Annotated in this window: 12 protein-coding genes; 9 read left to right on the top strand and 3 right to left on the bottom strand. The window is 66.7% G+C overall.

Translation table 11 applies throughout. The features are described from left to right. Positions 1-144: 144 nt before the first annotated feature. From O3W51_RS23395 to O3W51_RS23355, 9 genes are all read left to right on the top strand, one after another. Positions 145-828, top strand: a complete 684-nt coding sequence (locus tag O3W51_RS23395) for a C39 family peptidase (protein WP_269287291.1) — start codon at positions 145-147, stop codon at positions 826-828. A gap of 112 nt (positions 829-940) precedes the next feature. After that, positions 941-1,387, top strand: coding sequence for a hypothetical protein (locus O3W51_RS23390; protein WP_269287289.1), 447 nt, complete (start codon positions 941-943; stop codon positions 1,385-1,387). A 79-nt stretch (positions 1,388-1,466) separates the two neighbouring features. Then, complete coding sequence (locus O3W51_RS23385; protein WP_138353913.1) at positions 1,467-3,215, top strand: hypothetical protein; 1,749 nt, start codon at positions 1,467-1,469, stop codon at positions 3,213-3,215. A 33-nt stretch (positions 3,216-3,248) separates the two neighbouring features. Next, the gene (locus tag O3W51_RS23380; protein ID WP_138353914.1) at positions 3,249-3,683 is read left to right on the top strand and encodes a hypothetical protein; all 435 of its coding nucleotides are present in this window, start codon (positions 3,249-3,251) and stop codon (positions 3,681-3,683) included. A gap of 256 nt (positions 3,684-3,939) precedes the next feature. After that, complete coding sequence (locus O3W51_RS23375; RefSeq protein WP_269287288.1) at positions 3,940-5,256, top strand: MFS transporter; 1,317 nt, start codon at positions 3,940-3,942, stop codon at positions 5,254-5,256. A gap of 215 nt (positions 5,257-5,471) precedes the next feature. Continuing rightward, positions 5,472-6,707: an ATP-grasp domain-containing protein gene (locus O3W51_RS23370; RefSeq protein WP_138353916.1), complete on the top strand. Its 1,236-nt coding sequence runs from the start codon at positions 5,472-5,474 to the stop codon at positions 6,705-6,707. A 48-nt stretch (positions 6,708-6,755) separates the two neighbouring features. Continuing rightward, positions 6,756-7,697 (top strand): glutamate racemase, encoded by a 942-nt coding sequence (locus O3W51_RS23365; RefSeq protein ID WP_138353917.1) that lies wholly within the window; start codon positions 6,756-6,758, stop codon positions 7,695-7,697. 192 nt (positions 7,698-7,889) lie between these two features. Next, the gene (locus O3W51_RS23360) at positions 7,890-9,200 is read left to right on the top strand and encodes an ATP-grasp domain-containing protein (RefSeq protein WP_187144805.1); all 1,311 of its coding nucleotides are present in this window, start codon (positions 7,890-7,892) and stop codon (positions 9,198-9,200) included. A 204-nt stretch (positions 9,201-9,404) separates the two neighbouring features. After that, the gene (locus tag O3W51_RS23355; protein WP_269287286.1) at positions 9,405-10,382 is read left to right on the top strand and encodes a TauD/TfdA family dioxygenase; all 978 of its coding nucleotides are present in this window, start codon (positions 9,405-9,407) and stop codon (positions 10,380-10,382) included. Positions 10,383-10,998: 616 nt separating this feature from the next. Here O3W51_RS23355 and O3W51_RS23350 read toward each other — a convergent pair. From O3W51_RS23350 to O3W51_RS23340, 3 genes are read right to left on the bottom strand one after another with little or no spacing between them, the layout of a single operon-like run. After that, the gene (locus O3W51_RS23350) at positions 10,999-13,176 is read right to left on the bottom strand and encodes a hypothetical protein (RefSeq protein WP_269287284.1); all 2,178 of its coding nucleotides are present in this window, start codon (positions 13,174-13,176) and stop codon (positions 10,999-11,001) included. Positions 13,177-13,178: 2 nt separating this feature from the next. Beyond that, positions 13,179-14,012: a hypothetical protein gene (locus O3W51_RS23345; RefSeq protein ID WP_244809082.1), complete on the bottom strand. Its 834-nt coding sequence runs from the start codon at positions 14,010-14,012 to the stop codon at positions 13,179-13,181. Positions 14,013-14,029: 17 nt separating this feature from the next. Next, positions 14,030-14,866 carry a vWA domain-containing protein gene (locus O3W51_RS23340; RefSeq protein ID WP_138353922.1) on the bottom strand — a complete coding sequence of 279 codons (837 nt, stop codon included), beginning with the start codon at positions 14,864-14,866 and terminating at the stop codon, positions 14,030-14,032. Positions 14,867-16,555 lie beyond the last annotated feature (1,689 nt).

The following is a 16,555-nucleotide window of genomic DNA, read 5'->3' as shown; positions in this document are numbered from 1 at the left end:
CTGCTTTGTCCGGCGTTGTTTGTCCGACGCCCCCGCACCTGTCGCACAAACCCCAGGCGAGCGAGGTTGTGGCACATACGACAAGGGCGAAGCACGAAGGCCCAGCCCGGTCCGCCACACGTCACACGTCACACGGGAGTGAACATGCTTCGACGCAACAAGCAAGGCCGCGCACGAGGTCGCGCCACCATGATGGGCCTGGTGCTGTTCAGCGCGCTGGCCGCCGTCCTCGCACCGGCCTCACCCGCCCTGGCCGACCCACCAGGCGGAGGCCTTCCCGGCACCGTCTTCATCGGTCGTTCCTGGTACCCGCAGGAGAACGGCAACTTCTGCGCCCCCGCCTCGGTCCAGATGGCGTTGCAGTCCCGGCTCGGCTACACGCCGCACAGCCAGACGACGTACGCCAATCACATGGGGACCGACGGCGACGGCACGGACAGCGCCCAGGAGGTGGCAACCGAACTCAACAATTCCGGAAACACCCGGTGGTACGAGTTCAAGACCATCGACTGGAACCCGACGCAGGCACAGCGGAACCTCTTCAAGTACGACGTGATGTTCGACATCGACCGGGGCTACCCCATGGTGGTGAACCTGTGGATCCCGGCCGGCTACACCGGGCCGCCGCCGAACTATCCCAACCAGAACCGGACGATCTTCCACTACGTGACGGTCGTCGGGTACGCCAACAACGGGGACACGGTCTACGTCTACGACCCGGCCGCGGAAGGCGCCGGTGGGTCCAGCTGGGGCAACGTACCCCGGCAGTGGACCATGTCGACCTACGACCTGGAGACCCTCATCGGCGGTAAGGGCTACGCCGCCTGACGGTGCACCACCGGAAGCAGCGCCGGTGCGCCCAGTACGCGACCTTCCGTTCGGCGTGTCGGGCGTCACTGAGCCGCTTCCCCTCACATCGATCTCCAGGAGAGGAACGCCCATGAAACTGACGCGTCTTGCCGCATGCGGCGCGACCATGCTGGCCCTCGTGGCGGCGTGTGTCGGGACAGTCACCCCGGCCGGTGCAACGTCGGGCAGTTGCACCGCCCGCTACGAGCCGAAGACGTATCCGTCGGGATACGTGGTCGACACCGTCTACTACTGCGACAGCTGGCAGAAAGCCCCGGTCTACGGCCGGACCCTCATCACGCAGCGCAGCTGGATGTATGCCGGTAGCAATTGGTACACCTGCCAGCGCCAGGACATCGGGCATCAGAACCCGGTCACCTACAACGCCGACGGATCGGCGAACCGGAACGACTGGTGGCTGTTCACCCTCGCCGACGAAAGCGTCGACGACGGCCCCGGCTACTGGGGTTATCTGCCGGCGACCTACCTCGTCCAGGGCGGCAACTGGCAGCGGGTACCCGGCGTGCCGGACTGCTGAGCGGCGGCCGGCGACCTCTTGGACCGCCCACCCCATCGCACCCGTCACCCTGTGGTGCGCAATTTCACGAAGGGATGCCATGAAACGCTTCTTGCGGCTTCTGCTGGCCCTGGTGATGCTGACAGCGGGTCTGCTCGCCGGCGCGGCGCCGGCCTCGGCGGCATCGTGTTCGCAGCGCTCGGAGAGCCATACCGACCCCAACACCGGGCAGTCGTGGAGCAGTGTGTCGTACTGCGGGAACGACAGCGGCGCACCTCTGTACGCCGGCGCCAACAACAGCACACTCGTCGGCTGGATGGACAGCACCAACAGCTGGTTCTCGTGCTACCGGCACGGGCAGCAGCACGCCGGCGGCAACGACGTCTGGTACTACACCCAGGGCGACCGGAGCGCGTCCGGGTGGCAGGGCCGCCAGGCCTGGGGCTTCATGCCGGCGGTCAACCTGTGGACCAGTACGGACCCATCTCCCGGGGTGCCCGCGTGCGCTCCTGACATGTGGCAGTCCAACGAGTCGCAGACCGACTACGCGGGACAGTACTGGCCCGCGGACTGGTACTCGCACAGCCGCGCCGGCGCCGCCCTGTACGCCGGGCCCGATGCGAGCACGACGGTCGGCTACATGGACTCCACGACCAGTTGGTTCGTCTGCTACGCCCACGGCGCGCAGCACGCCGGCGGCAACGACGTCTGGTACTACACCCAGGGCGACCGGGTCGTCGGGGGGCAGGGATCGCGCCGGGCCTGGGGCTATATGCCCGCGGTCGACGTCTCGACCCGCCAGGACCCCTACGACAGCATCCCGGCGTGCTCCGGCGGATCCACACCCCCCGGCGGGACGATCCCCGTCGGAGACACCACGACGACCACTCCCCCGAAACCTGCCACCGACCGGAGCTTCTACGTCCAGAGCATGGACAACGCCATGGCGGACGGCTTCGGCTGCACCCAGGCCAACCTTGACGTCGCCAACAGCGTCAACTACGTCAAAAGCAGCTACGTCATCTTCGCGTTCGGCGGTCAGACCTCCAATGGCTCCGGCACGCAGCTTCCCGGTCTGAGCACCATCGTCAGCAACAGCGCCATCGAGAGCTACGTCGAGGCGTACGCGACCGGCTACCACCGGTGCGTGCGGCCGGTGTTCCCGGACCACGGGACCCACTACCCGTTCGTGAACATCGGGATCGGCACCAACAACGACATCACGGTGACCGCGGCCACCGGCCGGGCCTGGGCCGGAGTGGTCAACGACGTGGACAACTGGCTCCGGGCCCGGTCCGGAGATATCGGCAGCACGGCGCAGGTCGACGGCGCCAATGACATGGAACCAGGGTTCAGCGGTTCTATCGCCGCCACCCGGGCCTGGGTCCAGGCCTTCCACGACAGCACGTACCGCCTGCTGACGAACTTCGGTTCCGCCGACGGATGTCCGGTCTCGATGTCGACCGACACCAGGGTGAACCATGCCTGCAACAACGGCTGGAGCATGGAGGACATCTACTGGATCAGCCAGGGTGTCGGCCGGGCGAGCGCGGAGCCGGAGATCTACAACAGCGACCAGCCGAAGCAGTGGGCGCTGATATCCCGCTACGGCGCGACAGCACACGCCAGCGGCTGCCCCTACGTCAGCGGCTGCGGCATCCCGTACATCGGCGTCTGGGACCACCACGCGACCGGCGACGGAACCAACACCGCGACCACGGCCTGGAATCTGATGTGGCAATACCTGGGCCAGGATTCGCGCACGGCCATGGTTCCGGCGTTCTCGATGGAAATCTGCTACACGTCCCAGGTCACCGGAGCCAGAAGCCCATCCTGCCAATGGTCATAACGCACGGACAATCCAACTGAAAGGACACCAGACATGAACATACGTCAGACACTCACGAAGACATTCACTGTCGGCGCAGTCGCCGCCATCTCGATGATCGGTCTCACCGGCACGGCCACGGCAGCCGGCTCGGACCACCTCGATCGGGGCCAGACCCTCAACGCGGGGGAATCCATCGAGCGGTACACCAGCACCGGCCACGTCTGGCTGGTCATGCAGAGCGACGGCAACCTCGTCGAGTACGGCGGCCACTTCGGTGCCTGCTGGGCGACCCACACCGAGAACTCGGGTGGCGCCTACGCGTCCTACCAGAACGACGGAAACTTCGTCGTCTACACCAGCAGCGGCCGTGCCGTCTGGGCCAGCAACACCGTCGGCTCCGTCCGGGCAACGGGCTCGACCGTCGACATGAACGACGCCGGCCAGTTGTACATCGGTACCCGGAGGTTCAACGACGGCTGCAGGTGATCCCACCCGGCAGCCCCTAGCCGTGGTGGTCGGTTCTTGACGGCCTGGCCCACACCGCATTCCACGCTGCGTGCATCGGCTGTCCGCCCAATGACCTGGGACAGCTGTATGCCCGGGTCAGCTTCTCCGACGGAAGGGGAAGTCCAGGTCGGTGCGGACCAGGAACGTCGTCGCGCCGATCCGTCCCTGTGGTGAGCGGCCAGGCCGTCCCGCGTCAGTTGTCCAATCACTCAACACCGACCAGGAGGTATGGGGCATGGCTGCTCCGAGCGGCCGGACGGACGAAGAAACCGATTCCCCTTCGAAGTCCCGATTCGTTGTCTTCTTCGGCGGGCAGGTCTTCTCCCTCCTTGGCGATGGGCTGGCCTTCCTCGCCTTTCCTCTTGTCGTACTGGGACTCACCCGTGGTGCCTTCGCCGCGGCGCTCGCGGCCGCGCCCCGCACGATCGGCTACCTGATGGTCGGTCTCATCGCCGGAGCGATCGTCGATCGCTTCAACCCGCGCGTCATCATGATCATGATGGACGCGATCCGGTTCTCGGTCTTCCTGACCCTGGCACTGCTCGCCCGCGCGGGAGATCTGCAGGTGTGGGTGGTGCTGGTGCTGGCGTTCCTGGCTTCGGGGGCCGGCGTCTTCTTCGACACCGCGCTCGCCGTCGCGGTGCGCGACCTCGCTCAGGGCGAACGGTTGGTGCGGGCCAACTCCTGGCTTGAGGCAACCAACCAGGCTTCACTCGCGGTGGGACCGGGCCTCTTCGGTGTGCTGACCGCCGCCGTCGGTCTGCACACCGCACTGTTCGGCAACGCCGCCACGTATCTGCTGTCGCTGGTGACGATCTACGCGGTCAGCGGCCGGAGTGCGCTGCGGGGAGCCGCGCGGCCGCGAACACTCGGCAGTGCTCTCAAGAGCCTGCGGCGGGATGTGGCCGAAGGCCTGCGGTACCTGCGGAACTCGCGGCTGATCCTTCTCTTAACGTGCAGTCAGGCATCCGCCAACCTGTTCATCGCGGTGGAGACGCTCATCCCCTTCTACGCGTGCAACATCCTCGGACTCGGCGCCCCGGAGGTAGGCGTCGTGGTCGGCTGCGGCGGTGTGGGCGGGATAGCGGGTGCCGTCCTGGCATCCCGGCTGGCCACACCCGCACGGCAACTCTGGCTCGTCTTCCTGAGTACCGTCAGCCTCGGGATGGCCCTCGACGCCATCGGTCTGACCGCCTCAGTCGTTCCTCTGGCCGCGCTCAACCTCGTCGTGTGCGCCTGTGCGGTCCTCGCGGTCGTCGTCATCCGGACCATCCGACAGCAGACGGTGCCGCGCGAGTTGCTCGGGCGGGTCACCGCCACCGCCCGCATGACGGCGCTGGCGGCGAGCCCCGTGGGCGCCATGCTCGCGGGACTTCTCACCGGCCTTCACCACGGCGACCCGCGACCGGTTTTCATCGGATCCGGCCTGCTCGCGGTCACCACGGCGGTGGTCGTGTGGTTCGCCGGCCTGCGCGGACACGCCCGCGCCGATCGGCACGATTCGGGGGCTCCCGTCGACCGACATGTGAGAGAGAGGGCGGAGGCAAGATGACGAACGCCGCCGCACTACCGACGCCTCCTGATCTGGATCCAGCGTGCGGCAGAGGCCTGATGGACAGTCAAAAGCCATGCGCACCGACTTGATCACCGGGTCAGCCTGGAGAAATCGGGCCGGCAACCGGCCTGCCCGTGCCGTTCGCGAGCCGGCGGTGGAGTGCCGAGTCCGTATTGCCCGCCATACCTGTATGTCATACCTGGAGAGAAGCCGTGAAGCATCTGTTGGTACTCAGCGCGGGCAACGAGATGTACCGCAGGTACATCCTGGAGTCCATGTCCGACGCGGGAGTCCGGGTCGATCTCATCGAATCCCCCCCGCAGCGGAACTGGGCCGTACCTCTGGTGGACTCGGTGCACGAGGTGGACCTGGGGAACCGCGAGCAGGTACGAGCCCTGGCGAAGGAGTTGCACGCCGCCGATCCGTTCGACGGCGTACTCACCTACGACGAGACACGAGTCGAGGTGGCGTCGGAGGTGGCCGCGGATCTCGGCCTGCCTGGTCTGTCGCCGCAGACCGCGGCCATGTGCCGGGACAAGCGTCTGATGCGCGAAGCGTTCCGGGCCGTCGGCGTGCCGTCGGCCCGGAGCATCCTCGCCCTGACCGCCGAAGAGGCGGTGGAGGCCGCCGCGCTCATCGGCTATCCCGTCGTCGTCAAGCCGCGGAATCTGGGCGGCAGTCGCGGCGTGGTCCGGGTCGAGGACGAGCAGCAGTTGCGGTCCCGGTTCGAGTTGGCGGCGAGCGCGCGGGACGCCCGGGTCACTGCCCTTCCCGGTGTGCTCGTCGAGGAGTACCTCGACGGCCCGGAGATCAGTGTGGAGGCGGTGTCGCAGGACGGTCGCGTCCAGATCTGCGGTCTGACCGAGAAGGAGGTGGGGTTCGCCCCATACTTCGAGGAACTCGGCCACACGTGCCGCAGGCCCTCGGCGCATCCGGACTACAGCGCTGTTGAGCGAGTGGTCGTCGAGGCGCACCGGGCACTGGGGATCACCTTCGGAGCGACGCACTCCGAGCTCAGGCTCACCTCATCGGGGCCACGAATGATCGAGGTCGCCGCGCGCCTGGCCGGGGACAAGATCCCGTTCGTGACCAGTCTGGCGACCGGCGTCAACCTGGTGGCCCTCACCGTCGCCTCGCTGACCGGCGAGCCCGTCGAGGTCACCCCGACACACGACCGCGTGGCCGGCATCCGCATGGTCTACCCGCGGCATGACGGCACGGTCCGTGCTCTGGGTCACGCCGCGGACGCCGAGCGGCTCTGGTGCGAACTCGGCTGGCACGTGACGGTCGGACAGGAAGTGGCCCTGCCGCCCCGAGCATTCATGCTGCGTCTGGGGCACGTGGTGGCGCTCGACTCATCGCCGGAGGCGCTTCGCGGGCGCCTGGACGCATGCGTCGACGCCTTGGAGATCGAGATCGAATCACCCGTGGGGCTCCCCGGTCTGTAGCCCGACCCACCGTCCGTAGCAATCGAGAAGGGAGAGCAAGGACCTACGATGACCATCGGGTTGATCGATTCCGGGCTCGGCCTGCTGCCCACCGCGGGTTGGATCAGGCACATGGACCCCGAGCGCGAGGTCATTCTGCTCCTTGACCCCGACGGCGCGCCCTGGGGCCCGCGCTCAGCGGCGTTCATCGCGAACCGGGTCCTCCGGGCTGCCGAGCACGCCGTCAGGTTGGGCGCCCAGGCGCTCGTACTGTCGTGCAACACCGCCAGCGTCACCGCGCTGGAAGTACTGCGCGCCGAGTTCGAACCCGCTGTCCCAGTCATCGGCACTGTTCCTGCGGTGAAGCCGGCGGCGGTCACCGGCGCGCCGTTCGCGGTCTGGGCGACCGAGGCCACCACGGCGAGTCCGTACCAGGAGCGGTTGATCAGTGAGTTCGCTCCCGACCAGACCGTCGCGCGCGTGGCATGCCCAGCTCTGGCCGAGGCCATCGACCGGGGCGGGACGGCTGCGATCGACGCCGCGATCGCCTATGCCGTGGCCCGGACGCCCGGTTACTGCACCTCCGTCGTCCTGGGCTGCACCCACTACCCCCTAGTGGCCGACCGGATTCGCGCGCGTCTGCCCACCCACACGACGCTGTACGACACCGCGGAAGCCGTGGCGAGACAGACCCTGCGACGGCTGGCGGCCATGAACAGCTCCTCCAACTGCCGTAGTGAGGTGAAGGTGCTGCTCAGTGGCCGCGAGGGAGTTCTGCCGGCCGCCGCCCGGACCTATCCGTTGGGGGCCGCCTTGGCCGATGGGGCGCCAGTCTCCCGCGAGCTCCTGGTGACGTCCGGCGTGGCTACCGCGCGGCCGTTCCTCGACGGCACGGACCAGGCTTCTCGTCACCTCACGCCACCCGGTTCCCGGCTGTCGCCCGTAAGCCCCGGGGTGGAAGGCGGGCGGCCGCCACCGGACCAGCGCGTCATCGCCAGTCATCAGCATTGACTTGCCGACGGAGGGCCGGACAGTCGAAACGGTTCGATTCATTCGCCCTGCACAAAAAGCCTCGATTGGCTGGGCCGGCCCGGCAGCCTTCGACAGTTCATTACACCCCCTCTTATGTCTTCTTCGGACTGGCTCCCGCGAACTCATGCCCATGGGGCTCGCGATGGGGCTCTGACCTACCCGGGAGCGAGTATGGCCATGGCGTCCACATATTCACCACATCCGCGACTGCTTCTCTTCGATGTGACCACGGGGCCTCGACCCAAGTTCTACCTTCCGCGGCTCTGTGAAATCTACGACCTGCACATCATGTGGATCCCCAGCGGAGACGCAGTCAAAGATCTGGCCAGGGCAGCGCAGTTCGAGGAATGGTGCGGCCATACGACCATGCACGGCCAGGAAACCGCGACCGAGGAACTCACTGCCTTTGCCCGGAACTGGCGCCCCGAGGGCATCCTGGGCTTCGGTGAGATGACCATGATGCCCGTCCACGCGGCGGCCTCCCATCTTGGCCTACCAGCCAATGCTCCGTGGTCCATCGAAGCTCTGCGGAACAAGCACGAACAGCGTCGGCTCCTTGCCAAGGCGAACATCCCGACGCCCCGCTACGCCTCGGTCCGTAGCCTGGCCGAATTCCGCCACGCCACCGCCCACGTCGGCACCTCGGCCATTCTCAAGCCCGTGGCAGGCGCGGGCAGTATGGCGACGTACCGGCTGGACGAGGCGACCGACCTCGCCGAGTTGTGGGCGGAAGCCTGTGCCAACTACGCCACGGATCCTCGAGGCAGTGCGGCCCAGGATTTCATCCTGGAAGAGTTCATGATCAGTTCCAGCCCCTACCCCGACCCGCGGTACGGTGCCTACGCGAGCGTCGAGTCAGTCGTGCAGAGAGGCGAAATCCAGCACCTCGCGGTCACGGACAAACTGCCACTGTCGCCGAACTTCCGTGAGAACGGCGGAATACTTCCGTCCGTGCTGGCCGAGGAACACATCGTCGCGCTCCTGGACTGCGCGTCCACGGCGATCGAGGCGATAGGAATCGTCAACTCCGGCGTGCACACCGAAATCATGTTCACCGCGGGCGGCCCTCGGGTGATCGAGGTGAACAGCCGAATCGGCGGCGGTGTGACGGAAATGCTGCACTACAGCTGCGGGTACGACTCGGTGCTGGCACGTGCGGCGATCGCCACGGGGCGTCCGCTGCCGGAATTCACGCCCCCCGTGCTCAGTACCGGTTACTACACCATGCAGGCGCCGGCCTTCGACGCGGTGTTGTCCGATGGTCCGACCGTCGACGAACTACTTGCCATCCCCGAGATCGTGGACGCAGAAGTGCCCTATGCGATCGGCGAACGCCCCGCGTGGCACCAGGGAACTCCCGGTGGAACCGTCGCTCGAGTGGTCGCGACAGCCGACTCGCCGGGTCCGCTGCTCGATCTGTACGACGTACTCAAGCCAGGAGGTCTGTTCCGGTACACCCCTGCCGAGCGCCCAGCACCCTGAAATTCCATGAATCCAGCTGCGCTCCGCGATGTAATCAAAAAGAACCAGGTGCGGTCCGATTGTTCACCGGAGATTTGATCTCCGTCTGCGCCTTCCCTGCGGTCGAACGAATTTCCCGTTCTCTTTCCGAAATCGGCTGTGTACGCACTTATGTGCCCGCGGCCGGTCATATTGAGCTGAATCGTCTCTGATGAGAGGTATGAAATGGCAACGAGCGTCCTGCGACTTGAGCTGACCGCTGACGAAGCGGTCGAGACACGGAAACTCCTGGACGAGATCTCGGAAGATCCCCGGATGACCGACCAGTACTACTTCCTGGAGCGGTCCCACGTCCTGTCCCATGAACTGCCCCGGCGCGTCCGGGAAACCTTCTACCGCTTCAAGCGTCGCGAGGAGGGGGGCGTGCTTCACGTGGCGGGCAGCCCTGTACTCCGGGACGGGGCTGGAGCCACGCCCACCAGCTATGTGGAGACCGAGCCCGGCTTCGCCATCAACGACGCCCAGGTGCTGCACGGCCTCTACGGCGCGCTGCTGGGCGAGCCGATCGGATTCACCTCCCAGCGGGCCGGGAGCATTTACAACACCATCGCTCCGATGCCGCATCTCGCCGAGATCTCGAACTCCAGCTCAGGCTCGAAGTTCGACTTCGGGTTCCACGTCGAGGATGCCTTCCACCCGGCGCGTCCCGATTTCCTCGGACTTGCCTGCATGCGCAACGACGAGCAGGCCGGGACCACGGTCTCCTGCGTCGACGGGATCGACAACCTGAAGCCCGAGGAGCGGGACGCCCTCTTCGCGCCCCGGTTCAACATTGGGCACAACCCGATCCACGAAACATCGGGCACCGTCGAGGAGAACTGGCAGCCAATCTTCTTCGGCCGCCGCGAACGTCCCTACGTGCGCGTCAACTTCGCCGCCCTCGACCTCGCGGACTACTCCGGTGTCGAACGCGGCGCACTGCAGCGGCTCAAGGAGTACCTCGAAGAGAACAAGGCCACCCTCGTGCTGCAGGCCGGCGAGTTCGTCTACGTCGACAACTTCCGGTGCGTGCACGCACGAGACGCATACGAGCCGCTTCCCGCGGGCAAGTCGCGTTGGCTCTCCCGGGTTGTCTTCACCAGCGACCTGCGGAAATCGGCCGGCCTTCGCAGCGAAACGATGAGTCGCAGCATTTACGCCTGACCACCGGCTCGCCAATGCCCAGTCCGGTCGATCTTGTCCGACGTCGCGCTCCCGGCGAGATCGATAGGACAGGGCCTTGGCGGGCGAACCCGGTGACGAAGCGCGGTGGTGTGCCGGGGGAGATACCGGCCAAGAGTTCCGTGGTGGGCGGCCCTTCGTAGCCACCCACCACGGCAGCCCGAGGCCCGGGACATGGAGGCGCCGGATGGTTCGATCCGCAGGTACGAGACCATCAGCACGCTGATGTATGCGCGAGACCACCCAGCAGTCCACCGAACGGACGGAGGAGCGGCGGCGGTCAACGACCACCGCCGAGGAGCGCGGAGCCGTAGACGACCTGAGTGACTGGCGTGCCCGTGATTCGGGACGACGAGGTCGGAAGCTCAGCTCACCCGACGGATCCTTGTGTCATCCAAGGAAGGACAGCCGCACCTGGCGCCGCGGGTTGTCGTGGTTGGTGTCCACGAAACTCCGTTAAGGCAACCCCAGACTAACCGCCCAGTGGGCACGCACCAGGCGGTGCGGTGCCGCGAGCGCCTGCCGGGCAACCGGTCCGGACTACGAAGCGGTTACCACGCTGGTTGGCAGGTCTGACGCGACGACATCGCGCGATGCCTCAGCGCCCGGCGTAGAGGAACCGTACATAGCGCGCGTAGGACAGCCCGCGCCGTCGGAGCCTGGCTGCGTCCGCCGAGGCGCTGAGCGCCCCGTGGAGCGCACTGTTCTGCTGGAGCGTGACGGTCCGTCGGCTGAACTCACGTCGCTGTCGCGCAGCGTCTTCACCTGCGAGCGTGTTCTCCCGGGCAAGCCGCTTCTGGCCCTCCTCCAATTGTTTCCGCGCCGATTCGCGCAGCGCTTCGGCAGCGGACTCCAGGGTTTGGCGCTGGCCGGTGAGCTGAGCCCGATAGCGGGCGTTGTCGTGCTCGATCGGCAGTCGCTCCGGCAGGGTGAGAGCGCTTGGCTGACGGGCGACAGCGGAGTTGTACAGATCCTTGCGCCAGATATCGAGTGCGATGGCCTTGGCCTCACCGATGCCCGGGATATTTACGAAACGGCCGCTGCGCAGCCTGAGTTCAGCGCCGACGCTGGCGTAGGAGCTGTTCTGCACTGCCCGGTAGCCCGTGAAATCCGCTGCCGTCCGGATGCCGGCGTCGGCGAGACGGGCAGCGAGCGTCTTCCCGATGCCGTGCGGCGGGGACTGGGCGATCAGTCGCCGGTCGAGCTGATCCCGGACATAGGCCGTCTGCTTGGCAGCGAGCGCCTTCGCCAGGGCATTGCGGAGCTCCTCCGAGAGCCCGTCGATCTTCTTGGCGATGTCGCGTTGCTTGCGGACCTTACGCTGTTCGGCTTCCTTGAGCTCGGCGTGGTACCGGGCTCTGAGCTTCTCCAGTTCCTTGGGGTGGGCGTCGGTCCGTTTCGCCTCCTGGGCGTCGAACTTCGCCTTCTGCTTGCGCAGTTTCTCGGCTGCCTTGACCGGGTCGTCGAGCTGGGTCAGTTGTGTCGTGAGTCCCGCCAGAACGGCCTGGGACTGTGCCCGCTCGACGCGGCGACTCCAGGCGATCATGGTGATGGCTGCAGCGACGACGACGGGTGCCCCGATCCCGGTCAGCGGCATCGGGCTACCGGCGACGAGTAGAAGGCCGGTCACGGCCAGCAGGAGTGGCACCAGCACGGCCGTGACCACGTCCAGGACCGTTCGGGTGCGGAAACAGTTCGGTGCTGCCCCTGGTGGCGCAGCCTGCGGTAGCCCCGCTTGCGGTGTGACGTACCCGTTCATCCAGCCGGGGAGTCCACCGGCGCCACCAGGAACAGTAGCCGCAGGGGAAGCCGGTGTACTCGTCGTAGCGGCGGTGCGCTGCTTCGGGATGGCATCGGAAAGCGGGGGAAGCAGATCGAGCGGTTGAAAGGCCAGGGACCTTACCTGCTCGGCGAGACTGCTCACCGCCCGGTCGGGGTGGGCGAGCAGCGTCTGCAGTCCTGTGGAGCCGCCCGGACTCTTGAAGTCATCCTCCGTGAGCAGCAGGAATTCACCACTCGGCTCGTGCAACCTGTTCCAGAGGGCGGGGTCGGTGGCGATCGACTTGAGCGACATGAAGATGACCCAGGCCGAGAACCTATCCAGCGTCACCCCGAAGTCATCGTTTCCGCGCAGGGGCGACTGATAGTTGCGGTGGCCCCGCTCCGTGCCGCCCAGCCCGGACAGCGCCGGCACGTACATGCCGTCGTAGTCGACCAGGCGCAGGGTGTCGTCGTGAGCGACGAGCAGGTTGCCGTGCTGCAGATCCCCGTGAGCAATCTCATTCCGAGACAAATCGCAAGTCAGGGCTGCGAACCGGTCGGCCAGGCGGTCGACGGCGTACCGGTCCGCATGGTTGGCATCGAGCCAGGAGGACAGGGTGACCGCCTCGATCCACTCCATCTTCAGGACGGGATAACGTTCCTGGCCCACAGTGATCGCGTCAGGGAGATATTCGAAGCCGAGTTTCCACGGCTGGGAGAGCTCCGCCCCGTCCAACCGCGCCAGACGGGCGCTGATGGCCTGGTAGCGACGCTCCTGATCGGGGACATAGCGGGTGAAGCACTTGACCGCATACCGGTGACCCGACGTGGGCGAGGTCAGCGAGAAGACACTCGCGAAGGCGCCGGAGATCGCGCGAGGCAGGCCGAGCTTGGTCAATTCCGGCCGCGCGCCTCTGAGTTCAGGGTGCTGAAAGCACAGCTGCGTATGCTGCAGCGCCTCCGCGTAGGCGGCACCACTGGGGAACTGCCGCTGCGGAGCGGTGGGAGATCCCATGGTCACCGCCCTTCGAAATCGATCCGCACGATGGCCACATCGTCGTTGCGTAGCTGTTGACGCTCCCTAAGACCATTCAGCCAGTCCACGAACGCCCCCAGGTCATCTGGCGCGGAGAACTCCAGCAGCTCCCTCAGCGCGTCGTCTTGGTCGGGCACCGACAGGAACCATGCCGCCAGTGCGTCGGTCATGAGGAACAGCCGGTCGCCCGGCAGGCACCGGCCTTCGGTGTACCGCGTACGGCCGGCCAGCAACGCCGCATCACGGTTACGGCTGCCGAAGAGGTCTGGGACGGTGCCGAACTCTTCGGCGGACTCCACGGGGAATGCCTCGACGAGCTGGTCGTTCCGCAGGTGGAACAGGCAGCTGTCCCCCAGGGCGGCAGCCCGCCACCGCCATACCGGGGCAGATACGCCGGCGTCGGGCTCAGAAACGGTTTCCGGGTCCACCCGCACGGTGAGCAGCGTCGCGAACGCACCCTCGGCGAGCTTGGTGTGCTCGTACCACTTCAACGGGCGCCCGTCAGCGACGCGCACCTGCGTGTACTGCTCGAGCCAGGGCTCCCACCGGCCCACGACTGACGCCGCGAACTCCTCGAAAGCGGCGCCGCCTTGCAAGAGGTCAGGCCGCTCCAAAGCACGCTCGGCCGCCGCACGGGACAGAAGCCGGGCCCAATCCTTCGCCAGAGCGCTCTCCGTTGCCCCGTCACAGACGCCGACGGTGATCGGTTCCCGCAGCATGTGGTCATGCGGATGGTCGGGCAGCACGACGACGGCGTCCTCGCATTCCGCCTGCGTACTGCCGTACTTAGGGGCTACCAGGTGCGTGACGTACACGCAGGAAGGCGATTGCGTCACCGCAGTTCGGTGGCGCGGGTGCCGATGTCGAGGAACTGCACGACCGTGGTGATGTCCGCGTTGTAGACGAAGCCACGGGTGGTCTCGCTGACCCGCTGCCCCTGCGAGGCCGCGTATGAACGCATATGGCTGGGCAGAGGGCTGGACATGGAGAACAGAGTGCGGGCATAGCTGTCGGGGAGTCCGTCGGTGGTGTCCGGGAACGCGGTGGGGGTGCCGCCCGCGGCGGACACGTGGAGGTTGAACAGCAGAGCGGCACCATCAGCCGTTGCATGCGAGGTGATGGCCTCGGCGGCAGCCGTGGGATCGCCATCGGTCGACTCCCCGTCCGTCAGGTTGATGACGATCGGCGGGAAGCTCGCCGGGAAGCGCTCAGTCCAGCCGGCGACGAGGCTCTCGGCGTACTGAAGAGCGCGGTTCATCGGCGTCCCGCCATGGGCTACCGGGTCCATCCACAGAGGGAAGCTGACCGAGGTCTCGACCAGGCCGCCCGCACCGTCCGGCACCTTTTTGATTCGCTCGTCGACGCGCGCCGGGTTGTCCGCCACTTCGCTGAGGGGAACGATGTCCCGTCCGCCGAGCGCACCGGCGAAGGCGGAGCCGACGGAGGCGCCGTAACCGACGACCGCGACGTGGAAGTAGTCGCGGACACCCTCTTCCTTCGCGCACTTGACCGAGAGCTCTGTGAGGAGCCGGTTGATGGCGTCGGCGACGACATCAGCCTTCTGCTGCGGGACTTCACCGCCGATGGGGTCGCTCATGGAGGTCGACTGATCGACGAGGAAGATAATACTCGTCGGATTGCTGCGGCTGATCTCGGCCGTGTACGGCACGTTGCGCTCCTGGCGGACTGCGAAGTGATCGGTCGTCGGAGGAGCTCATGCGGCGCACATACGTTCCGGCTCCCGGCGCAGGCCGGAACGCCGAGACTCCCCGGGTCGCATCGTAATCCGATGACTCGGTGTGCGGGCGGAAGCCATCAAAGTGCCTCCCTGTCATCCTTGTGCTCGCCACCCTCCTTCGATCGCGGCATGCACCGCAGCCCAGCTCGACGCACGAAGGCGATCGCGACGTGGTCGCCTCCAAGGGCTGCGGAGCGGGTTGCCAGTTGGGTGCGGAACGTGGCGTATTCACTCCGCAAGGCCGCTCTCCGCCCCGGCCTCACGCGTGTGACGGAGCACGGTCACCGAGTCGGAGTTCGACCGCGAGCGGCGTGGCCTCGAGGCCATCCGGGAGAAGCTGCCGGACGGCGACCCGTGGAGAGGCGGGCGGCTCGTTGCGCGCAGTGGTCAAGGCCGCCTGGTACGCGCAGGCGATCAACCCACACCATCGGATTCCGGCCGGTAGGCCCGAAGGCGCCGACAACCACAGCAGTGCCCTGCAACAATCCCCCCAGGACGAGCTACTCGTCCCCATCGGCTTGCGAGGAAGGATTAGCAGTGGCGCAGAGCCGCAAGGGGCATTACCGGGCAGCGACCTACGTCAGGCCCACGACGGTCTCCCGACGCATGAAAAAGCCCGCCACTTGGGTCGTGGTGACTCTGGCAGTGCTCGCCATCGCCGCCTGGAACACCCTCTTCGGCGGCGGTTCTGGTACTCCCGCTACGACACCCCAGCAGACGACTCCCCCTGCCCAGGTGTCGCCAGCCCGATAGGCCGAGCTCTCAACCCCGCTCGGGACGTGCGGTATTACCGTCCTTCCTCCGCCAGAGTCTCCTGGCCCATGTCTGGGGCTCCCGGTCTTCTGCAGCAGAGGGCGTCAAGTCCTGTGCTCTGCCAGCCTGTTCCCCGCGGATCCTCTCCCACACCTCCTTCCACTGCCGCACCTGGTCCTCAGGTACTCCGCACGCCGACAAGTACGTGGGGATGGCAGTCCATGTACGCGGAAGCGTCTCGCGATTCAGCAAGTTGCTGACCGTGCCGTCCGCAATCTTGCGGCCCGAGCGTTCGCTGATCGCCTTCTGCGACAGCCCGGCCACCACACGGATATCCCCGAGCCGCGCGATGAACCCCTCGGCTGTCCGGATACCACCGGGCGAGGGCCAGGCGCGGAGGGACGGATCTAGGCCACCGGACGTACCGACGGGAGAGTCCGGGTCGAACGCTCGGTTTCGACCGAGAGCCAGTCGGGCTCCCGTGTTCCTATTTCTGGCCTGCGGCTCGGGGCGCGACTGAGCGGCCAACGACACCCGCAGCTGCTGATATACCGCGTCGAGCTCCAGCAACTCTGGACCGCCGACTATTCCACTGCGCAGAACTTCCAGTAGTTGGCCGGTGAAGGCCGTGTAGGTTTCACCTGGCGGAGCGAGAGCGGCACTCGTTTCCGAGGATGCGGCCAGAAGGTAACTCCCCTCCACCGAAGCGTGATCGGCCAGCTTCGGGGGGCCGCCGGCCACAGGGCGGTTGCAAGTTCCGGGGTCGTGCGGCTGGTCGGGTTGTGACCGGTTGGGGCGCATAGCAGAGCAGGCACGGGCTTCGTGATCATTGTGGTGTCTAAGCCAGATGATCATGAGGTGGCCCGT

Origin of the sequence: Streptomyces sp. H39-C1 (genome assembly GCF_027158125.1) — a bacterium.
Lineage (GTDB): Bacteria > Actinomycetota > Actinomycetes > Streptomycetales > Streptomycetaceae > Actinacidiphila > Actinacidiphila fildesensis.
This window is presented reverse-complemented; position numbering and strand designations above follow the sequence as displayed.